The sequence below is a fragment of the Rhodobacteraceae bacterium D3-12 genome (assembly GCA_025916135.1).
Classification (GTDB): domain Bacteria; phylum Pseudomonadota; class Alphaproteobacteria; order Rhodobacterales; family Rhodobacteraceae; genus JAKGBX01.
Map to the genome: position 1 here is coordinate 4,098,738 of CP104793.1, position 20,695 is coordinate 4,119,432.

Annotated in this window: 19 protein-coding genes; 4 read left to right on the forward strand and 15 right to left on the reverse strand. The window is 57.3% G+C overall.

The annotated features are described in order from the left end of the window. Nucleotides 1–25: 25 nt before the first annotated feature. From N4R57_20100 to N4R57_20115, 4 genes are all read right to left on the reverse strand, one after another. Nucleotides 26–1,189, reverse strand: a complete 1,164-nt coding sequence (locus tag N4R57_20100; protein UYV37227.1) for a transporter substrate-binding protein — start codon at nucleotides 1,187–1,189, stop codon at nucleotides 26–28. Nucleotides 1,190–1,311: 122 nt separating this feature from the next. Next, nucleotides 1,312–1,443: a hypothetical protein gene (locus tag N4R57_20105; protein UYV37228.1), complete on the reverse strand. Its 132-nt coding sequence runs from the start codon at nucleotides 1,441–1,443 to the stop codon at nucleotides 1,312–1,314. Beyond that, a complete protein-coding gene (locus tag N4R57_20110; GenBank protein ID UYV37229.1) occupies nucleotides 1,419–2,924 on the reverse strand; it encodes an SPFH domain-containing protein in 1,506 nt (501 codons plus the stop codon). Before N4R57_20110 ends, N4R57_20105 begins: the two co-directional genes overlap by 25 nt. 127 nt (nucleotides 2,925–3,051) lie before the next feature. Continuing rightward, nucleotides 3,052–4,188 carry a substrate-binding domain-containing protein gene (locus tag N4R57_20115; GenBank protein ID UYV37230.1) on the reverse strand — a complete coding sequence of 379 codons (1,137 nt, stop codon included), beginning with the start codon at nucleotides 4,186–4,188 and terminating at the stop codon, nucleotides 3,052–3,054. A gap of 107 nt (nucleotides 4,189–4,295) precedes the next feature. Here N4R57_20115 and N4R57_20120 point away from each other — a divergent pair, with 107 nt between their 5' ends. After that, nucleotides 4,296–4,721 (forward strand): MarR family transcriptional regulator, encoded by a 426-nt coding sequence (locus N4R57_20120; GenBank protein ID UYV37231.1) that lies wholly within the window; start codon nucleotides 4,296–4,298, stop codon nucleotides 4,719–4,721. Between the two features lie 133 nt (nucleotides 4,722–4,854). Here N4R57_20120 and N4R57_20125 read toward each other — a convergent pair whose 3' ends face one another. The 5 genes from N4R57_20125 to N4R57_20145 all read right to left on the reverse strand — a co-directional run bounded on the left by N4R57_20125 (nucleotide 4,855) and on the right by N4R57_20145 (nucleotide 9,558). Continuing rightward, nucleotides 4,855–5,451 (reverse strand): SDR family oxidoreductase, encoded by a 597-nt coding sequence (locus N4R57_20125; GenBank protein UYV39630.1) that lies wholly within the window; start codon nucleotides 5,449–5,451, stop codon nucleotides 4,855–4,857. Nucleotides 5,452–5,478: 27 nt separating this feature from the next. Further along, the gene (locus N4R57_20130; protein UYV37232.1) at nucleotides 5,479–6,093 is read right to left on the reverse strand and encodes a glutathione S-transferase; all 615 of its coding nucleotides are present in this window, start codon (nucleotides 6,091–6,093) and stop codon (nucleotides 5,479–5,481) included. Beyond that, on the reverse strand, nucleotides 6,090–7,466 hold the full coding sequence (locus N4R57_20135; protein ID UYV37233.1) for an NAD-dependent succinate-semialdehyde dehydrogenase: 1,377 nt from the start codon (nucleotides 7,464–7,466) through the stop codon (nucleotides 6,090–6,092). Before N4R57_20135 ends, N4R57_20130 begins: the two co-directional genes overlap by 4 nt. A gap of 264 nt (nucleotides 7,467–7,730) precedes the next feature. Continuing rightward, nucleotides 7,731–8,504 carry an SDR family oxidoreductase gene (locus N4R57_20140; protein UYV37234.1) on the reverse strand — a complete coding sequence of 258 codons (774 nt, stop codon included), beginning with the start codon at nucleotides 8,502–8,504 and terminating at the stop codon, nucleotides 7,731–7,733. 94 nt (nucleotides 8,505–8,598) lie between these two features. Continuing rightward, nucleotides 8,599–9,558 carry a TAXI family TRAP transporter solute-binding subunit gene (locus N4R57_20145; GenBank protein ID UYV37235.1) on the reverse strand — a complete coding sequence of 320 codons (960 nt, stop codon included), beginning with the start codon at nucleotides 9,556–9,558 and terminating at the stop codon, nucleotides 8,599–8,601. 237 nt (nucleotides 9,559–9,795) lie between these two features. Between N4R57_20145 and N4R57_20150 the strand changes: the two genes are divergently transcribed. After that, nucleotides 9,796–10,539, forward strand: coding sequence for a GntR family transcriptional regulator (locus tag N4R57_20150; protein ID UYV37236.1), 744 nt, complete (start codon nucleotides 9,796–9,798; stop codon nucleotides 10,537–10,539). On the opposite strand, the gene N4R57_20155 is transcribed toward N4R57_20150, so the two are convergent. Continuing rightward, nucleotides 10,536–11,492 carry an NAD(P)-dependent oxidoreductase gene (locus N4R57_20155; protein ID UYV37237.1) on the reverse strand — a complete coding sequence of 319 codons (957 nt, stop codon included), beginning with the start codon at nucleotides 11,490–11,492 and terminating at the stop codon, nucleotides 10,536–10,538. The two genes, N4R57_20150 and N4R57_20155, sit on opposite strands and share 4 nt — an antisense overlap. A gap of 330 nt (nucleotides 11,493–11,822) precedes the next feature. On the opposite strand from N4R57_20155, the gene N4R57_20160 reads away from it, so the two are divergent. Both N4R57_20160 and N4R57_20165 read left to right on the forward strand, forming a co-directional pair. Next, nucleotides 11,823–13,568, forward strand: a complete 1,746-nt coding sequence (locus N4R57_20160; GenBank protein ID UYV39631.1) for a TRAP transporter fused permease subunit — start codon at nucleotides 11,823–11,825, stop codon at nucleotides 13,566–13,568. 1 nt (nucleotide 13,569) lies between these two features. Continuing rightward, nucleotides 13,570–15,048 (forward strand): aldehyde dehydrogenase, encoded by a 1,479-nt coding sequence (locus N4R57_20165; GenBank protein UYV37238.1) that lies wholly within the window; start codon nucleotides 13,570–13,572, stop codon nucleotides 15,046–15,048. Nucleotides 15,049–15,132: 84 nt separating this feature from the next. Here the strand turns inward: N4R57_20165 and N4R57_20170 are convergent, their stop codons facing one another. The 5 genes from N4R57_20170 to N4R57_20190 form a co-directional block, all read right to left on the reverse strand. After that, nucleotides 15,133–16,848: an ATP-binding protein gene (locus N4R57_20170; protein ID UYV37239.1), complete on the reverse strand. Its 1,716-nt coding sequence runs from the start codon at nucleotides 16,846–16,848 to the stop codon at nucleotides 15,133–15,135. Between the two features lie 231 nt (nucleotides 16,849–17,079). Beyond that, nucleotides 17,080–17,775 (reverse strand): adenylate/guanylate cyclase domain-containing protein, encoded by a 696-nt coding sequence (locus tag N4R57_20175; GenBank protein UYV39632.1) that lies wholly within the window; start codon nucleotides 17,773–17,775, stop codon nucleotides 17,080–17,082. 17 nt (nucleotides 17,776–17,792) lie between these two features. Beyond that, nucleotides 17,793–18,341, reverse strand: a complete 549-nt coding sequence (locus N4R57_20180) for a response regulator (protein ID UYV37240.1) — start codon at nucleotides 18,339–18,341, stop codon at nucleotides 17,793–17,795. Next, entirely contained in the window at nucleotides 18,338–18,730 is a 393-nt protein-coding gene (locus tag N4R57_20185) for a response regulator (protein UYV37241.1), read from the reverse strand. The genes N4R57_20180 and N4R57_20185 overlap by 4 nt, the downstream gene beginning before the upstream one ends. A gap of 14 nt (nucleotides 18,731–18,744) precedes the next feature. Next, nucleotides 18,745–20,637 (reverse strand): ATP-binding protein, encoded by a 1,893-nt coding sequence (locus N4R57_20190; protein ID UYV37242.1) that lies wholly within the window; start codon nucleotides 20,635–20,637, stop codon nucleotides 18,745–18,747. Between the last annotated feature and the right edge of the window lie 58 nt (nucleotides 20,638–20,695).

Sequence of the window (20,695 nt, forward strand, 5' to 3'; positions counted from 1 at the left end):
GCCAAGATCAGTTTTAGGGAGCAACCTAGATCTTGATTTCGTATTGCGTGTTGTCGTTCGGGTTCTTCTCCAGATCGCAAACCGCCTGCGTGTCGATCGGCGGACGCTGCGCCAGCGAGTCGATCACCTGCATCTTTTGATCTTGGAACTTCATCAAATGCACATCGACCGTCGAATGGTGGGTTTTCGGGTCAATGGTGTATTTACCCGCCGGGCCATCCACCGAAATTCCGGTTTCCAGCGCGGCAATCACCGCATCGCGCTCTACCGACCCGGCCTGTGCGACCGCTTTTGCCCATGTCTTGATGCCGTAATAGGTCGACACAGCCAGCTCATGCAGCGCGCTCGGGTCGCCATATTCCGCGCTCCACGCTTTTTTGAACGCAACATTCGCGTCGGTCTCAAGGTCTTGGGAATAGGAATAGGCCACCATGATCCCGTTGCCTTCTTCCGGCGTCAGAACTTTATGCTCATTACCAACACCCAAGGTGGTCGAGGCCAACGGGATCTTGTCCTTCATCCCCGATGCCGCCCATTGGCGGAAGAAGCTCAGATGCGCCCCCCCAACCAGAGGTGCAATTACAAGGTCCGGTCCGGCGGTCTGAATCTTGGCAATCGTCGCGCCAAAATCCGCCACATCAAGCGGGAAGAAGTCGGTGGCAAGAACCTCGCCCCCGGCGTCGCCAACGAATTTCTCGATCCAGCGTGCGGTGATCTGACCATAGTTGTAATCCGCGGCAAGCGTATAGACCTTCTTGCCACCGGCCTGTTCCATCGCCCAAGGCACCAGAACCTGCGCCTGCTGCGCGGGGGTCAAACCGTTGCAGAAAACATTGCGGTCGCATACGCCGCCCTCATACTGGACGTTGTAAAAATAGAGCGTGTTGGTCTTGCGCATCGTCTGGCGGATCGCCTCGCGGCTGGCCGACAAGATGCCACCATGCACCACGTCCACCTTGTCCTGACGGGTCAGTTGCTGACCATATTGCGAATAAAGCGCCATGTCGGATTGCGTGTCATAGGCCTTCACTTCGACCTGCTTGCCCAGCAATCCACCGGCTGCGTTGATCTCTTTCACCGCAAGGCGCATCGCCATGTCCATCGGTTTTCCGTAGGCATCGAAAATCCCGGATGTATCGAGGATCGAGCCAAGCTGGATCGTGTCTGCGGCCATCACTGCGCGGGGCAAAGGGCCGTTGCGGTTGCGGCTGCTGCGCCGCGGCCAAGGAAAGCTCTCCTGTTCAGAGACATGTGGTAGTCCTCCGTTCGTTGGGGTTTGTTGGAATTGTCAGGGTCGGTGACCTTGGGCGGTCACTCTTTGGGTTTTTCGTCTTTTGGTTTGATCCGGTTGGCGTAATCGGCGGTGCGTCCGGCGGTCTGTGCGTCAAAATCCAAGCCGATCTCCTCGCCCATCTGCTTCATCGCAGGCAGGCGCACAGCCATCGACAGGATTTGATCCATCGCCGACCCAAAGGCGCTGTCGATCCCGCCGCCACCATCGCCGGGAAGCCCCCGCCGCTGCTGCCAATGCCGCCGATCTGGTTGATGCGAATGCTGTCGATCTTCTCGACCGGCTTCATCATCTGCGTCATGATCTCCGGCATCCGATCCAGCTTGCGTTCTTCAAGACGCATTCGGATCACCGCATCACTCAACGTGTTCTCGGCTGAATTCAACGCTGCTCGCCCGGCCGCTTCGGCCTCCATCGCGGCTTTCTGCGCATTGGCGGCGGTTGACTTGGCCGAGGCATCGGCTTGGGCCCGCGCCAGTAAGGTTTCGACATCGCTTTTGACCTGCACGGTCTCAAGCTCGACATCGCGCTCTTTCTTCATCTTGGCGATCTCGCGTTCCCGCTCGGTTGCGGCGCGTTCCTTCTGGGTCTGGACCTGTTCAGAGGCCATCAAGACCTGCGCTCGTGCGATTTCTTCCGCCGCTTTGGCTTCTGATTCTTCCGCTCGCTTGCGGCTCAACTGAATGTCGTTGGCAATCCGCGCCTCTTCCAAAGCCAACAGCGCGGCCATTTCCGAGCGGCGTAGCGCCTCGTCATTCTCAACCTGCGCCGATTTGGTCAAACGCTCTTTTTCGATCCGCGTATGTTCTGCAGCGCTACTGGCTTCGGCCTTGGCTTGCGCGGCGCGGCTGTCGGCTTCGGCTTCCAAGCGGGCCAAATGCTCTTTCTGGGAAATTTCGGCCTCACGCTCGGCGCGCTGCAATTCCAACTGCCGCTGATGCTGGGCAAGGCGATGCTCACGCACAGCCACTTCCGCACCGGTCTCTGCCTTGACCCGCGCCTCGCGCTCCGCCGCGATTAGCTCGGCCAACCGCCGCATTCCCTTGGCGTTGAAGGCGTTGTTTTCATTCATCTGGGTCAGGTCACTCTGATCCACCGACACCAACGATGACGACAGCAACTGCAAACCCATCTGCGCTGCGCGGCTTTCCACCGCCTGCGCCACCTCTGCTGCAAACCCGGCACGGTCCAGATGGATCTCATCCAAAGTGCGTTTCGCCGCCGCCCCTTGAAGCGCATCAATAAGCGGGCCGGCCAACACATCTTCAATCGCCTCGCCACTGCGAGCGATCCGCGCACCCAGCGTCTGCGCGGCGGTCGCCACGGCTTCAGGGGCGGGGTCAACCCGAAGCTCGAATTCCATCTCGATATCGGCGCGCAGCTGGTCCTTGGTCAGCGCCGCTTCGCGCCCTTTGCGCGCGGCGCTCATCCGCGCCGACTGCATCGAAACCTTCTGAACCCGGTGCAGGATCGGAAGCGCCAGACACCCGCCATCCGTCACCACGCGGCGCCCACCCAAACCGGTGCGCACCAACGCCGTTTCCAACGTCGCCTTGGCGTAAAACCTTTGCAAAAACCAGATGCCGACAAGCAGCACGATGATGGCGGCAATAATTGCGATAGCCCAATACAAGGCACATCCCCCTGATCAATTTTCTTGTTGTCAGACCGCACCATTCAAGCGGGCGGTCCTTATTAATCAAACGGTGTGTGAATTTGATTTCCTTTTCAAGTATTTTATTTGAAATGGAAAAGAAAAATCATAAGTAACTGTTTTTGAACTCTTTTATGATGTGGAATTGAAGGCCGTCAGCCCGCGCAAGATAGATCGGCTTGTGCTTCACCGCACTCTGCTGACCATTTTGCCGCCCACTTTTGTACAGCACCGGCAGCGGATCATGCCCGCCTTTCAGATGCCAACTCTCGTGGTGCTCACCCATCAAACCGGCCAGAAACTGCATCCCCTCATAGGTCGACTGCCCCAGCGCGTTCAACACCGGCGCCTGCTCGCCATGCATGGTGTGATACCGCTCTTTGAACGCCGAATTCGCCTCGGTCGGCAGCACCCCGAAATAGGATGACGCCGTGAACAACCGCTGCAGATTTTTCGCTCCACAGGCCAGCAACCCGTTCTCTTCCATCGCACAGGACAGGCGCACCATCTTCTGATGCATATTCGCCCGCCCGAAGGCGCGGTTGAAATTGACCGCGTCCTGTCCGACCAGCGTCATCAAAACCGCCTCCGCACCCGAGCGGTCCAACTCCTCCATCAACGGCTCCATGCTCCGCAGACCAAACGGCACATAGCGTTCCATCGCCAGTTGAATGCCCATGTCCTTGAGCAAGCCCTTGGCATAGGAATGCGAACTGCGTGGCCAGACGTAATCATTGCCGATCAAGGCCCAGCTTTTGGGCCGATATTCGCTCTGCAACATGGTCATCGCCGGGGCCAATTGCTCATCCGGCGTCTCACCAATGGTATAAAGCCCCGGTGTCCTCTCCCCGCCCTCGTAAAGCGGGGTATAGATATAGGGGATCCGTTGGCGCACCACTTTGCTCAGCCGTTGTCGAATGGCGCTGATGTGCATCCCGACGATGGCATCAATCGCCTTGGTTTCGATCAGGTCATTCACGATCACTTCAACCGGCTCGGGCGCTTCGACGGCGGCGTCGACCATGATCAACTGCACCTTGCGACCCAATATGCCGCCCGCTTTGTTCAACTCCGCCACCGCCACCTGCGCGCTCGAAATGCATGACGGCGCCCAAAGCCCGGCAGACCCGCACAGCGGGATCATCAACGCCACACGAAAATGGTCGGACTCGCGTAACCACCGCCCCGACCGCAGGTCAGACAGTTCCATAGGCAAGACTGTGCCGCGCGGCATGTTCGTCATAAGGCGCTCATCCCCGGCGCACCCGAAAAGGCGCAAAGATGCTACATAGCAATTGAAAATATTTTCCAAGTCAACTAAATTCACCCCTGCAGACATGCAGGTGATCAATGAGTAAGCAAACAACACCCTTTGACGGTCATATTTCCTATGCCATCGCCGCCGCGCACCGTGCGGTGACGCAATCCTTGTCCGAACGCCTCAAGAAACACGGTGTTCAGATCGAAGCATGGCGCATCATGGAAAGCCTTGATGGACAGGCCCGCCTGACCATGGGCGCGCTGGCGCGGATCGTGCTGATCAACCCGCCGACGCTCAGCAAACTGGTTGATCGCATGGTCTCGGATGGTCTGGTCCACCGGCAGGCTGCAACCGGAGACCAGCGACAGGTGAACCTCCTGCTCACCGATCTTGGCCGCCACCGCATGTTGCAAATCCGCGCCGATGTCGAAGCACAGGACAAACGCCTCGCCGAACAACTCGATGGCGAAGACGGCGAACAGCTGATCGCCCTCCTGTCACGGCTGGCCAGCTGACGGGCGCAAGCCGCGCCACAAATGCGGGCCTTCCCGTTGGCGACCCGGATCGCGGGTTGGATCACCCGCCGCCTGTCCTATCCCGGCGGCGAATGATCGCCCGGCCCAACCGGGCCCCGCTCTTGGGCCCCGTTCACGCCGATTGCATATCAAGCGCCTTGCCGTCCAATGTCCCGCTCGTTGCGGCATCGGCCAGCACGGCGGCCACATCGGCACGGCTCGCTTGGGCCGATGGGTCGACCTCCTTGCCCATGACAATCACATCGCTGCGCCCGTCATCGGACAACGCCACCGGCCGCAGGATCGCATAGGTCAGCCCCGAAGCCTTGAGATGCTCGTCAGCCGCATGTTTGGCCTTCAGGTAATGCGCAAGCTCACCCGACGGGTCAGTTTGATCCGCCCCGATGGTGCTCAGCATCACGAACCGGCCAACCCCGGCGTCCTGCGCATAATCGACAAGGCGTTTGGCGCCATCCCGGTCGACCTTCTCGGTCATCTCCGGCCCGGTCGACCCTCCCGATCCTGCGGCAAAGATGACGGCATCCATGCCCTCGCAAACACCTGCCTGCAGGTTGTCCAGATCACCGTGGCGCAGCGCGGTGCCTTCGGGCAACGCAGTAGTGTCCGAGCTTTCGCGGACAAGCGCGGTCACGTTCTGCCCCTGCTCCCGCAGGTTGCGCGTCAGGATCTGACCGGTTTTGCCGGTGGCACCGGCGATAAGAATATTCATGGGCATCTTTTTGTCCTTTCATAAGTTTCAAGCGGGCGGCGCCATCGGCCCCGCGGCCTCGGTGGCGGCGGCGTAACCGGGTTGCGCCTGCAAGGCGTCCCAATAGGCCGCGATCTTTGGATGGTCGGCGAGCAGGCCCAACCGCGCCAACAGCGCGATGATGTAGGAGAGCTGGATATCCGCCAGCATCGCCTTGTCGCCAAACAACAGCGGCCCGTCTCGGATGGCGTCGGCAATATAGTCCAGATGCGTGTCCAACGCCGCCTTCGCCGCCTCCGGCACGGGCTTGCCCCCGAGCGCAGGCAGGATCGCTTGCAGCGCCACCTCGGCCAAGGACGCCTCGACATAGTCGAACAGCGCCTCGTGCCGCCAGAACTCTGGCGTGCCCTGTGGCGGCACGTGGCTGTCATCACCGTATTTCGCCGCGAGATAGCGCAGGATCGTCGCGGACTCGGCAATCTGCGCGCCGTCATCCTCGATCACGGGCGACTTGCCCAAAGGATGCACGGCGCGCAACGCCTCAGGCGCGCGAAACGCATCGGTGCGGTCATATTCAACGCGGTGGCACGGCTGGCCCAGATCGGCCAACAGCCACAACACGCGCGTGGCGCGGGAATATTTCAGAGCATGTAGCGTGATCATGGCAAAAAGATCGCTTTTGCATTGGCAAATTCCTTCATGCCGAACCCGCCATGTTCGCGGCCATAGCCTGAATCCTTGACCCCGCCAAAGGGCATGTGCGGATCGGCGGCCCCAAAAGAGTTGATGCGCACCATGCCCGTATCGAAATGGTCGCGGGCCAGCGTCAGGGCATGCTCTTCATCCTTGCAAAAGATGCCACCGCCCAGACCATAGCGGCTGTCATTTGCGATCCGCATCGCATCCGCATCGTCCCCGGCACGGATCACGGCGGCGACCGGTCCGAAGATCTCGTCGTCATAAGCCGGCATACCGGGGGCAACATCGACCAGAACGGTCGTCGGGTAATAGGCGCCCGTGCGGTCGGGAACCCGCCCGCCGCACGCGACGCTGGCACCCTTGGCGACACTCTCCTCGACCTGGGCTTTGACGGTGTCGAACTGATCCGTGCTCGACAGCGGGCCAAGTTGCACGTTCTCGTCCGTCGGATCGCCCATCGTGATCGCCTCCATCTGCGCGACATAGGCGGAAACAAATGCGTCATAGACCTTGTCAGCGACAACAAACCGCTTGGCCGACACACAGGTCTGACCATTGTTATAAAGCCGCCCCATGACCGAGAATTTCACAGCAGTCTCGATATCGGCATCTTCCAGAACGAGGTACGCGTCGTTCGAACCCAGCTCCAGAACCGTCTTTTTCAGCGCCTCGGCGGCCTTGCCCCCGATATGGCGCCCGGCCCCGTCGCTCCCCGTCATCGTGACGCCCCGCACAAGCGGATGGGCAATCATCGCGTCGCTGGTATCGTGCTCAATGATGATCACCTGGAACAAATCCTCGGGCAGACCCGCCTCGATACAAAGCTCGCGCAGGCGCAGCCCGGACCCGGTGCAAATCGACGCGTGTTTCAAAACACAGGCATTGCCGGTCATCAGGTTGGCGGCCAATACCCGGACGGGCTGATACAGCGGAAAGTTCCACGGCTGGATCGAATAGATCACGCCAATCGGTTGATAGCTGACAACTCCGCGCGCTCCATCCCGCCCGTGGGTGCGCTCTTCATCACCCAGAACCGATGGGCCGTTGCCTGCGGTATAATCGAAAATCGCAGCACAGATTTCGACCTCGGTCTTGCCGTCCTTCAACAACTTGCCAGTCTCGCGCGTCATCAGCGCGGCCAGTTCATCGGCATTCTCGCGCAGCTTCTCCGCGATTTTCGTCAGATAGGGCGCGCGCTCTTCGTGGGACAGCTTGCGCCACTCAAGAAAGGCAGAATGCGCCGCCTCAAGCTTCGCGGTCGCGTCCTCTTCGGACATCATCGGATGGGTCTCGATACGCTCGCCGGTTGCGGGATTTATTGTGGTGATCGTGGACATGACGACTCCTGTGGTTTCAGGCGGTCAACCAACGAAGTCGTGGATAAGTTCCATAAAACGCACAGCGCAATCAACGCGCCTCCAACGCCACGTTGCGGGGTTGGCTCTGCTGTGTGGATAGGTGGCGGCGCAGATGGCGCCGATCAACTTGTCGATATGGAGTATGTCCTCGTCGACACTGCTTTTCTCTCAAACACCGTCGTTTAGCTTTCCGGCGAGCACCGAAAACATACCCACATCAGGCCCAAAGCAGAGTCCGCGTCACTAATACGTCGCCCGACCGCCAGAAATATCAAACACCGCGCCAGTAGAAAACTGGCACATGTCTGTGGCAAGAAACGTCACGAGCCTTGCAATTTCCTCTGCCTTGCCAAGCCGACCCATCGGAATCTTGGCGGTGACAAGCCGGCGATGTTCCTCCGGCACCGTGTCAAAAAACGGCGTATCCACAGCCGCAGGCGTAATGCAGTTAATCAAAACACCCGTCTGCGCAAGCTCCTTGGCCTGCGCCTTGGTATAAGCGATGACACCTGCTTTGGCCGAGGAATAGGCAGCCGCATTCGCGTTGCCCTCTTTTGCGGCGACCGATGCAATGTTGACGATACGCCCCCAGCCTAGCGTGATCATATCGGACGCAAATTGTCGGCTTGTGTAATGAACACTGTCGAGGTTCAGCGCATGGATCGCACGCCATTCTTCGGCGTCGATTTCAGAAATAGGATGGGTCGGACCCGCTGCTCCGGCGTTGTTGACCAGAATGGAAACCGGCCCGATCTGGCCTGTGGTATGCAAAGCAGCGGCCACAACAGCCGCCTCATCAGTGACATCACATGCACAACCCAGATGCTGCGGCCCTAGACTTGCTGCCTTGTCCTTTGCTTTCTCGGCATCAATATCCCAAATCGCCACCCGCGCACCCAACATCGCCAGTGCATCACAAATCGCAAAGCCGATCCCGCCGCAGCCGCCAGTCACAACCACGTTTTTTCCACTGAGATCAAGCCCAAGCCTTTGCTGTGCCGAGATATCTCTTGTCATCTAAGTATCCAACTGCTGAGAAAGAAAACGCCGCAGCAAATTGAACATGCTGCGGCGCAATTTATGTAAGCCAAAGGCATATAACGTTTGGGCCTTACTCGGAGATATTGATGCCGGCTTCCTTGTAGTATTTAGCCGCACCAGGATGAACCGACGCGCCAAGAAGCCCAACAAGCTCCGGGCTAACGCCATTCCACCAAGCCTGTGCACCAGCAAGATTATCTTTGGCTTCCCAGAAGGTTTTGGTGATCAGATAAGCCGCGTCATCTGACATGTTGGTCGTGCCATAAGCACCAACAGGGACACCCACGGTGTTCACATCGGCGGTCATGCCCGCATAGGTCCCTTTCGCAATGCTGATCGGGCCGGAAAGCGGGTCAAGGTCAATGATAGTTGCACGTTCCGCGTCAGTCATCGGAATGATCGTAAGATCGGTCCCAGAGGCAAGCTCAACAACAGAAGGCGATGGGTGCGACGAGCATGTTGTGAACCCGTCAACCTTGCCATTGCGAATGGCGGCGTTTGTGGCGTTAAGCTCAACTTCGACAAGGGTAATGTCGTCCGTCATGCCAAGCGCCTTCAAGATTGCCTTGGTGCGCGATTCACAAAACGTCCCCGTTCCGCCGCCAATGATGGTCTTACCCTTGAGGTCAGATAGCGATTCGATTCCAGAATCGGCGCGGGCCACGAAGTGAATTGTGACAAACGGCATAGGAAACAGCGTTCGGCTGTTCTCAAATGGCTCGACATCCTTGAAGGGCCCTTTGCCCTGTGCAGCGAGCGACAGAAGACTTGGCGGTGTCGTGAACAGAAAGTTTCCGGGGCGGACACGGGACTCCATTACGTTTTGAACAGAGCCTTGGCTTTCTTCCACGGTCGGTGAGAACTCACCGGAATTTTTCAGGATTTCGGACAACTGAACCATCATCACATAATACGATGAGGTCGATTTAGCAGACTTCAGGACAATGCGTTCTTCGGCTGCGGCAGTAAACGGCAGCATAGTAAGAAGCGCGGCAGACGTGATCGAGGTCACGAGTTTCTTGATAGACATGGTTTCCTCCCGTTGGGCACCCGCTGCGTCTGGAAAGAGCACAGGGTTGCATCTTGCAATACTATTAAAGTACGTACATAATATCGCTAACATGATCGACCCACTACAGCAATAGGTTATTTATTGCTTTGGACGCGCATACCTGTTTTCTACTTTCTGCGATGGAATTGAGCGGTCTGATCAAATCAGACCTCCCCTTTTCCCCGCCGATACCCTTTGGAGGAGAACCGCACGACCGTGGCTGAGAAACTATACATAACCGTCTCCAACAAGCTGTTGGAGCGCATCAGCCTCGGCGAATGGAAAACCGGCGATGTGCTTCCTTCGGAATTGGAGTTGGTCGCCCAATACGACGTTAGCCGCTCAACCGTCCGCCTTGCTTTGGGCCGGCTTGAGGGGCTGGGAATGATTTCACGCAAGCGCAAGCGCGGGACGTTGTTGGTGTCGACAAAACCGAAACAGGTTTTCCAACGCCAAATAGGCTCGCTTGACCAGCTTGAACAGTTTGCCCAGCAAACCAAGCTGCACATTGTCGAATTCAGCGAAACGACCGGCGAAGAACTGTCCAAACAACACGAGATCGAACCCGAAATCAAAGGGCGCTGGATCGAGTATTTGGGCTGGCGCAGTTGGGCCGATGACGAGACGATCCCGGTGTCATGGACACGGTTTGCCTTTGATGGTCTCTATGAGGGTGCCAAGGATTTGATGGGCAAAAGCCAGCGCCCGAATTTCAAAGTGATCGAGGATGCGTATCGCCTCAAGATCGTTTTGATAGATCAGAAAATCCGCGCAACATCGGTCTCTGGCCAAGTCGCGGAAATGCTTGAACTCCACGAGGGAGCGCCCGCACTAGAGGTGCGACGCCTGATGTTTGACGAGCGCAGCAATCCGGTCGTGCATGCGCATTCAATCCACAAAGCGGACGCCGTCTCGATGCGAATGCGCTTGGCCGTGGGTGAATCCCCGGAACAGAGTTAAACAAGCGCCCCAGGCAGCGCCAATTGCATGATTTTGCGAAGTTCTTCACGGCTTTTCCGGTTATTCGCAACACCAAGCAGATCACTCGCGCAAGACACAAGAGACCCCGGCCAGAACCCTGTGAGAGACAGAATACGTTCATTGTTTTCATCAGGATAGCTAAGAGAGCAGTCGCGGAACTCTCGAATGACAGCCAGAATATCGGCCGGCGTTGCGGAATACGCCGGCAGGTTCAAGACCGCAGGCGTCCCTTCTGGAATTGGCTGGGTCGCAAGCCTGATCAGCGCGCGGCTCGCATCCGCGATGGATGCGACGGCAACCTTATAGTCTGCCCGCATTGGTGACATCGCCTGACCGTCCGTAAAAAGCGCGCGGCTGATATCGCTCAGAAATCCTGTTGTGGGCAGGCCGGTCCGTGCTTTCTGACGCAGCAAAAGGGTCGGAAGTCGCAACGCCCAACAATCTTCGCCATCGGCGTTCTCCTGACCAATGAACTGTTCGCTTTTGTGCTTGGTCTGACCATACTGCGACCTTGGCGCACAGGGGGTTGTTTCGTCAGCAACGCTGATGCCATTCGCGTCGCCGATCGCACCGATAGAGCTGGTAAAAACGAACCGGGTGTCAGCAGCAGCGCAAAGCGCCTGCAAATTCCGCGTCGTTTCGAAATTCAGCGCAGTTGTATAAGCAGGGTCGTCTTCGGCAGCCTGACCTGTGATCGCAGCCAGATGCAGTACCGCATCAAAGCGCGTCGCCCTAAAAAACGCTGCAATATCGCCTTGGGTAAGGTCAAACCCATGCCAGTTGACCTTACAATTCTCGGACCCAAGCGTCGCCCCAACCTCGCGATCAAGAGCGGTAATTTCAACCGGCGTGTCGCCTGCACCTTGCATGAAATGCGCAATGATATCCTGACCCAAGCTGCCATTTGCTCCGGTGATCATAAAACGCTTCATGGGTCTTCCTCATCTCGGCCGTCAGGCAAAATTACAGTTGAAGGTCTGCCCGGTGTCATATATTGTCCGCACAAAATACTCAAGTACGTACTTAATGTGAAACAGAAATCTTTCCAAACGAATCTTCCGGCACACGCCGGGCCGTGAAAAAGATTTTCAGTTGAGCGAAGCACCGGCATAGATCACAGCTTGTGGCGCGCCGATGGTGCAAAAAAGCGGGAGGGAAGAAATGAGTGACGGGTTGATCGTGTTTTCAGAGGAGCGGGGGTTCCCGCGCGCTCGCCCCTGGCCGAGGGGATAGCAAAGGTCGGCTGGTTCCGCTGGGCCGTCCTGCTCTTTGCGCTGCTCTCTGTCGGCTTTCACATGTTTCTGGTCTACTCTGGCTTGATCCCGGCGCTGGTGTCGCGCCCGATCCACTTCATGCTGGCCTTGCCATGGATCTTCTTCCTTTTGCCGCAAAACACCCGTTTTGACCGGATCAGCGCGCCGGTCTTCTTCCTCATCGGCCTTGTCGGCGCGGGCTGGATCATGCTCGGTCACAGCGATATCACCCGCCAATACGGCTCCACCCGCGGCACATGGCAACTCTGGGCGACGGGCGGGCTGATCCTTGTAACGCTCGAAATGGCGCGGCGCGCTATTCAATGGGTCTTGCCGCTGGTGGCGCTGATCGTGCTCATCTACGGTGCCTTCGGGCATTTGCTGTCGGGGGACTTCGGCCATGCCGGGCTTCCGGTCGACTATTTCCTCGGCACGCTGGTGCTGACCGAAGCCGGGCTCTGGTCCGAACTCACCGGCATTTCTGCCGAAGTCATCGCCCCCTTCATCATCCTTGGCGCGTTCATCTCCGCGGGCACTGCCGGCACTGGTTTCATGGCCGTCGCAACGCAGGTGGCCGGCCGGTTTCGCGCCGGTGTGGCCAAGATCGCGATCATCTCTTCGGCGCTCTACGGCTCGCTCTCGGGCGTTGCTGCGGCCAACACGGCGTCCACCGGGATTGTGACGATCCCGGCGATGATCCGGCTTGGCTATCCGCGCTCTCTTGCCGCCGCGACCGAAGCCGTCGCCTCGACCGGCGGACAGATCATGCCGCCCTTGATGGGCGCTAGCGTCTTCATCATGGCCGAGCTTTTGACGATCCCCTACACCACGATCATGGTCGCTGCGACGCTTCCGGCTATCCTGTTCTTCGCCACCGCATGGATCGCGGTGCATCAATACGGCATCAAATACGACCTCAAAGGCATCGACCGCAAAGACCTGCCCGGCTGGGGCTTTGTGGCGCGCACACTGCCCTTCTTTGTCGTGCCGATGGGCATTCTGATCTATTGTCTGGCCTTCACCAGCTACACCGCCCCGTATTCGGCCTTCTTCGCGATCTTCACCATGATTGCGCTCTTGCTGCTCGACTCGACCGGGCGGATGTCCTTGTCTCGCTGGGTCCACCGCATGTGGCTCGCGATCGAGGACGCCGCGACGCAAATCGCCAAGATCACGGCCATCATCTGTTGCGCCGCCCTGATCGTCGGCGTGTTCAGCATGACCGGCCTTGGCGTCAAGATCACCTCGCTGGTCCTGTCCGTCTCCGGCGAAAACCTCTGGCTCGCGCTGGCTCTGACCGGACTTGCGGCGCTTATTCTGGGGATGGAGCTACCAACACCGGCGGCCTATGTGATCTGTGTAGCGGTGGCCGGCCCGGCGCTTGTCGAGCTTGGGCTGGAACCCCTCTATGCGCATCTCTTCGTGTTCTGGTACGCGTTGCTCTGCACCATCACACCGCCGGTTTGTGGCAATGTATTCATCGCCGCTGGCATCGCGCAAACCCCGTGGCTTGGCGTGGCATTCCGCTCGATGTCGATCGGCGTCGGCCTCTTTCTTGTGCCAATGGCCTTCATCGCCAACCCGTCGCTTCTGCTGCTCGGATCACAACCCGCCTTCGCTTTCCTCGCGATGGTCAAGATCCTGATCGGGCTGACGTTCTTTTCCTTCGGCGTGGTCGGAACCAAGCCGAACATCCTGTTACGCATCGCATCCGTGGCCCTCGGCTTCGTCGTGATCTTCTTCTTCGGAGTCTAATATGAAACGCTATGGTCCCTTCATTGATGGAAATATGGAATCGCCTGAAACGGCCACCTATTTCACAAGCGATAACCCTGTAACGGCCAAGCCATGGGCCGAGGTGATGGATTGCCAGCCCGATGATGTTGACCGCGCCGTGCGCTCGGCTGACCGGGCTTTCCGCGCGCCGGAATGGGCAGACATGCTGCCCCACCAGCGCGGCGAATTGCTGCGCCGTTTGGCGCAGGTGACACAGGATCACGCACAAGAGCTTGGCCAGATCGAAACCCGTGACAATGGCAAACTGCTCACGGAAATGGCCGCACAATGCCGGTATCTCGGTCAATGGCTGACCTATTATGCCGGTCTGGCTGACAAGGTCGAAGGGCGGGTCATACCCGTCGATAAACCGTCAACTCTGGTTTATACGCGGCGCGAACCTTTGGGCGTTGTCGCGGCCATCGTACCGTGGAATTCCCCGCTTTTGCTGGCAATGTGGAAAATCGCCCCGGCGCTGGCTGCCGGAAACACGGTTGTCATCAAGCCCTCTGAATTCACCAGTTCGTCTATACTCCACCTGATGGAGCTTTGGGCCGATGTGCTCCCCAAAGGGGTCATTAACGTCGTCACAGGCAAGGGGCCAACAACAGGTCAGGCTCTGGTCAATCACCCATTGGTCAGGAAGATCGCCTTTACCGGCGGCGAAATGGCCGGCATCGCCATCGGAGAGGTTGCCGCGCGCCGCCTCGTACCTGTGACGCTCGAACTGGGCGGAAAATCCGCCAATATCGTTTTCGAAGACGCTGACTTGGACAACGCTGTCAAAGGCGCCTGCGCGGGCATCTTTGCCGCGTCGGGACAAACCTGCATCGCAGGGTCGCGCCTTTTGCTGCATGACTCCATCGCAGAGCCGTTTTTGGAAAAGTTTCTTGATCTGGCACGCTCGGCCAGAATCGGCGATCCCGCCGACGAAAACACCCAAGTCGGCCCGGTCACGACCCGCGCGCAATACGATCGCATCCTTGCATTCATTGACCGCGCCAAGGCCGAAGGCGCAGAACTGTTGCTAGGCGGCGGGCCATATAAGGGCAAAGGATGCGAAGACGGCTGGTTCGTCGAACCGACGGTTTTCCGCAATGTTACCCCAGACATGGAAATCGCAAAGCGCGAAGTCTTCGGACCCGTTCTGTCAGTGATGACATTTTCTACCGATGACGAGGCGGTCGCGATTGCCAATGACGTGGACTATGGCTTGGCCGCCGGAATTTGGACCCGCGACCTAAAGCGCGCGCATCAACTCGCTGCAAAGGTCGAAGCCGGAAATGTATGGGTGAACACCTATCGAACCTCCGCGCCCCAAGCCCCCTTCGGCGGGTACAAAAATTCCGGGCTTGGCCGCGAGGGTGGTCAGGCTGCGATTGAGCAATTTCTCGAAACCAAAGCCGTTTGGATCGACATGAACGATGAGTTCCCGTCGCCCTTTGTAATGAGGTTATGAAGCTATCAGGCTATCGTTCGGTGTCTGTTGGTCTTCAAATCAACGACATCGAAGCGATAGCCGCAACCGCAAGATCAGTGGTATCTAAGCGCCAATTTGTTCAAGCTCGGTAACGTCTTGATGCGCCAAATCGAATTCAATATGAAACGTCGTCCCGACGTCGATCTGGCTTTCATAGAACATATCGCCCGACATCTGATCGGCCAGCAGCTTGGAAATATGCAATCCAAGACCAGACCCTTGAGTCGCAGCTTGCCCACTGTGTTTAACCTGTTCAAAGCGGCCGAAAACTTTGTCCTCCATGCCATCAGGAATACCCCGGCCCGTGTCCTTGATGGACAGCCTGACGCGACCCTCGGAAACCACAATGCGTCCCTCGATGACCCCGTCTTTGTTGGAAAACTTGATTGCATTCGAGATCAGGTTGTCAACGATCTGACGGATGGCGAAAGCATCCCCCAGGACAATTGCCGACTCATCCGTTTGTTTTCTAACCAGTTGCACAGCCTGCTCGACGGCGAAAATCCTGTTCTCCTCAAAGCTCTCTTCCAGAAGGCTGCAAAGATCGACGGGAGTGCGATCTAAAGACAATGCGTTGATGTCGATCTTTTGCGCCAGCAAAATGTTGTCAACGAGGCGAGACAAGCGGTTGCTGTTACGCTCTGCAATCACCAATAGCTTCTTGGCGCCGCCTGAAATGTCTCCGGCGTGGCCGCTCATCGCAAGCGCGAGCCCACCGCGAAGAGAGGTCAGCGGCGTCCGCAACTCATGGCTGACAGTTGAGATAAACACATCCTTTGCGCGATTGGCTTCATCAGCAAGCTCAAGCGCTTTGGTAAGGGCCGAAGACGTTGCGATCCGCTCCGTGATGTCCACAAACGTCAAACTCCACCCAAGCGCAGCGTCCGCAGGGTTCAGCGGATTTTCAATTTCCTGAACCCGCGGCTCATAAACCCGTTGCCCGACGCACAACTGGATAGGGCCTTCTTGGGTGCCAGAGCCTTCGATCGTCGCGCGTATCACATTCGCAATAAGATCGGGTTGATCCAAAAGATTGCTGCGTTGCGCAGTCGCGTTCTGCAAAACGACATTCTTGTGCGTGTCCACTAGAATGACTGGCTCGCTCATGGTGTCGAACAGGATCGACCGACCAACAGACGCCATATCCATCGTTTTGTTCGTCAAAAGAAGCCATGTGAAGGCAAGAATGCCTAACGTGAACATAAACGCCGTCGGATCTAGGCCGAAAACAGTGAAGCCAAAGACGACGTAGGCAACATTCGCAGTCAATGGGGTCAGCGTAATGGCAATCAGCATGCTCAAAAGCAGCCAAGAGGCCCTTTTCGCCCGCGTGAATGCCCGTCCAAGGCAAATGAGAGCGGCAAGCACAAAAACGTATAGAGTTGCGATAATCGCATAGAATCCCGGCCCATGCACATATTCGATGGCAACGGCATCACGCGGGAGATTTGTTGCTTCGGTGTATACCAAGTGGTGCCACTGGTTGCTGGACGCAAACGCAAAGACCGCGACAGGAACAATCACAAGAACCGCTCGGACCCAGCGTTTGCTCAACCAAGACGCATTATCAACATAGGCATAAACAAAGAAGCACCACGCAACCGGCACCAACGCATTTCCCAACCATGCCAAAATAGCGAATTGGAACTTGCAAGAATAAGAGCTTGTTGCAACTTCAAGCCCGACCATCAACAAAGTCCAGGTCATAGCGATGAAAGTAAGTGCATAGAAAAGCTTGCCGTGAAATCTCTGGAATCTAACCATCCAGAGCATCACCAAAGTGGCAATTAGGCCAAGCCCCGCAGTACCCAGGAAAATAGGCCCTCCAAAACTCCTTCAAAGCACGTCATCGCCGCCTCATCTAATGCTGTTCTCTCGGCGGGGTAACACCACTCCGGTGTGTCTAAAGTTTGTCCTGCGTAAGGAGACAATGTCATCTTTACGGAACTGTGCGGTTGGTGCCACGCAGCAGGCACAGGCGATCGCCCCTGTGTCGCAGGCTTGGCGCACCTATTTAACGACCTCTGTGATCGTGTCCGTACATGTCCCACCCAGCGTGCGCTTCAGGTGCAGCAACACCAATGGGTCTTCGGGCATCCGTGCCATTAGGGCGGCAAATGCGCTTTTGGCATCCTCGTCGCCGGTCGCCATCTTTTCATAGGCCTGCCGGTATTGCGCAATGTCCTCTGACTTCGCACGTTCATCGCGCAGCGGCTCAAACGCCATGATCGGCTCGGACTTGCCCGCGATGTTAAGCTTGCCAGCGGGGCGGCCGCAAAACCCTTCGATATGCTCAACGACGCTTTCACTAATGCAAATCCGCGTCCCGAGCACTTTGTTCGCGGCTTCAAGCCGGGCAGCCAGATTGACGGCATCCCCATAGGCGGAATAGTCGAAATAGGACTCGCCGCCAAAATTGCCGATGATTGCATCACCGGTGTTGATCCCGATCCGCGTTGCCCCCAGATCGACACCTTGCTTGATCCAATCAGCCCGGAACGCTTCGGAAAAATCGTCAATATCCAACGCGCAGGCAACAGCCCGCGCCGCATGGTCCTTTTGCGAAACAGGTGCGCCAAAGATCGCATGGACCGCGTCGCCGATCACCTTCATCACCGTGCCATCATGGGAAAAAATGATCTTTGCAACGCCGTCCAGATAGCCATTCAAAAGGCGCATGACGATCGCGGGGTCTGTCCCTTCGATCAGCTTGGTAAACCCGGCTAGATCGGTAAACAGAAACGTCGCCTCGCGGCGCTCTCCCCCAATTGAGACCCCGCGCCCGCATCGGCCAGCGCCTCGGCCACCTTGGGGGAAAAATAGCGTGACAGAAGAACCTTTGCCAATTCTGCCTCTGCCTTGTCGCGTTGCAACGCGCGGTAATCCTCCAGATGCGACAGCGTTTTTCGGATGGTGGCTTCCAGATCCCCGAAATCCAGCGGCTTGGTCAGAAAATCAAAAGCACCCCGGTTCATGGCCGTGCGGATGTTGCCCATATCGCCATAAGCCGACACAACCACCGTCTTCAGGTTTTGATGGCTTTCATGCAGCCGCGTGAGCAGGGTCAAACCATCCATCCGTGGCATGTTGATGTCTGACAAAACCATCAAGACATCCGGATTTTCACCCAGTTTTTCCAGCGCGTCCTCGCCGTCATAGGCAAAGACGAACGACATCTCGTTTTTCCGTATCTCACGCCTGAAACGCTGTGTGATAAGCGCTTCCACGTCGGGTTCGTCATCGACGACAAGAATTTGGACCGGGCCGCTCATCCCCGGGCGCCTGCCGACATCTGCTCTAGCTGCTGTTTGAGAAAGTCGAAATCAACGGGTTTCGTAACCAGATCCTGAGCACCCTTTTGCTTAACGCAGGCCGCTGTGCCGGGATCGGCGTAAGCGGTGATCATCATGACAGGTAGCTCAGGCCAGCGTTCCTTCACTTCACCCAGCAATTCGACGCCGGACATGCCGGGCATGTTTATGTCGGACAACAAGGCCAAAACATCCGGCAGTTCCATACCCTCCAAAAGGGTCAACGCGTCACCGCCCGACTGAGCAAAGAAGAAATCATAGACCCCTTTGCGAATTTCCCGCCTGAAATTCTGCCGGAATAGAATTTCTGCATCTGGTTCGTCATCAACCATCAGAATCTTCAAAGACACGTCACTTTCCCCAATCAGCCCTTGGTCACCAGCGGCAGCTCTACCGTAAAGCTCGTTCCCACGCCGACCTCGCTTTCGACAGACAGCGTGCCACCGTGTTGCTTGATAATGTCAAAGCTCATGGACAGGCCCAACCCCGTCCCTTCGCCCGTTGGTTTGGTCGTGTAAAACGGCTCAAATATTTTTGTCTGAACATCCTTCGGAATGCCACCGCCATTGTCTGTCACCATTACAAACGCACGATCCTCGTTGGTCCATGTCGCGACAGACATAACCGGGCCTTGGCCCTCCGGATGCGTTGTCTCTCTAACGGCGGCATACATTGCATTGGAACACAGGTTCAAGATAACCCGTTGAAGCTCTTGCGGTAAACAGCGGATCGAAACGTCTTTCGCGCCAAAATCCGTTTTGATTTCGATGTTGAAAGCGGGATCAGCAGCGCGCGCGCCATGATAGGCAAGGTTCACGCTTTCTTCGACAAGTGGATCAAGCTCGGCGCTGTCCATTTCCGTCCTGCCTTGGCGCGAATGCAACAGCATATTCTTGACGATGCTATCGGCGCGTTTGCCGTGCTCGTCGATCTTGAGCAGGTTGGATTTTACCGTCGTCAGGATGTCTTCGGCGTCCTCGCGCGCGTCTTCGTCAAGCGACTGGATCGGGTCTTGCACAATCTCGGCAAGCTCTTCCATCATATCGGCCGAGAGTTTGGCAAAGTTGTTCACAAAATTCAGCGGGTTCTTGATCTCATGCGCAATACCAGCCGTCAGTTCGCCGAGCGAGGCCATCTTTTCCGCATGAACCAGAGACTCCTGCGCGGTCTTCAACTGCACCAAGGTCTTCTCGGCCTCGTCCTTGGCCCGCGCGAGGTCTTGTTCCATGCGTTTTCTGGCGTCGATCACATAGATCGAGTTCAACCAACACGCCCTCCCCTTATAGACCAACGGGCGCATGGACACGGCACACCAAAAGGCCGTGCCTTCCGTGTCCTTCATCACAACCTCATAGTTGTCGACACTCCGGCCCGCTTCCACTTCTGCGGCAAGGGCAAATTGGTCCTTCGGGTCGGCGAAAAACTTGCTGAGCAACACCCCGTCCAGCGGGCCTTCGGGCACCTTGAACACGACCCGACCCGCTGGCGTCACTTCCAGCGCCTCGTTTCCGTCGGAAATCACCATCGGAAACGCAATCGCATTGATGATATCGCGTTGCAGTTTCACCGCTTCGTTCTGGCGTTCCCGCTCTTTTCGGGCGGCGTCGGCCTCGGCTGCGCGCAAACGCTCCTCGGCGTTCAACTGTTCGCTCAACGCTTTGCGGCTTTCAAGAACATGTTCCAAACTGGCCAGCGTCGCCCGCCGCGTCCGCAGGACAAACTGGCTAACAGTGATCGACACCGTCGCGAATGTGATCAAGCCCGTGGCAGGCGACAACGTGCCCGTCGCAATGATCCAAGTCGCCGCGCAAAGAATACTCGGGATCGCGAATGCCAACGCCACGCTGGTCGAATAGATCCCAACAGTTCCCAAGATCGAGATAATCGCGAGGGTCAGAACATAGAGCCGGCCACTGTGATCGGTATCAACGGCCAACCCCAGCAAAAACAAAGCAAACAAGCTGCCCTGAATCGCCGAAGCAATGGTCAGGTTGCGAATCCGCCGTTTTGACACAAACTCCGGTCGCGGCAGACCTCGTAGCTTGGCCCAGTTCAACAAGCCAACGATCGAAAACGCGGTGAGCAGCAAGAGCGGCACACCAACCTTCCATGTCAGCAACACGCCAATGCCCGAATGCACCACCATGACAAGCGGCGCAAATGTATAAGCCAGAACAACACCGGGCAGCGAGGCCACAACCTCAACGCCTTGGTGGATTCTAAGCTCGCGGGAAAGCTCGGAGTCGGTCTGCTCCATCTCGGACATTGCTATTTCGACCCCATATTCTTTGCTAAGATTTTATTTCCAGAATACA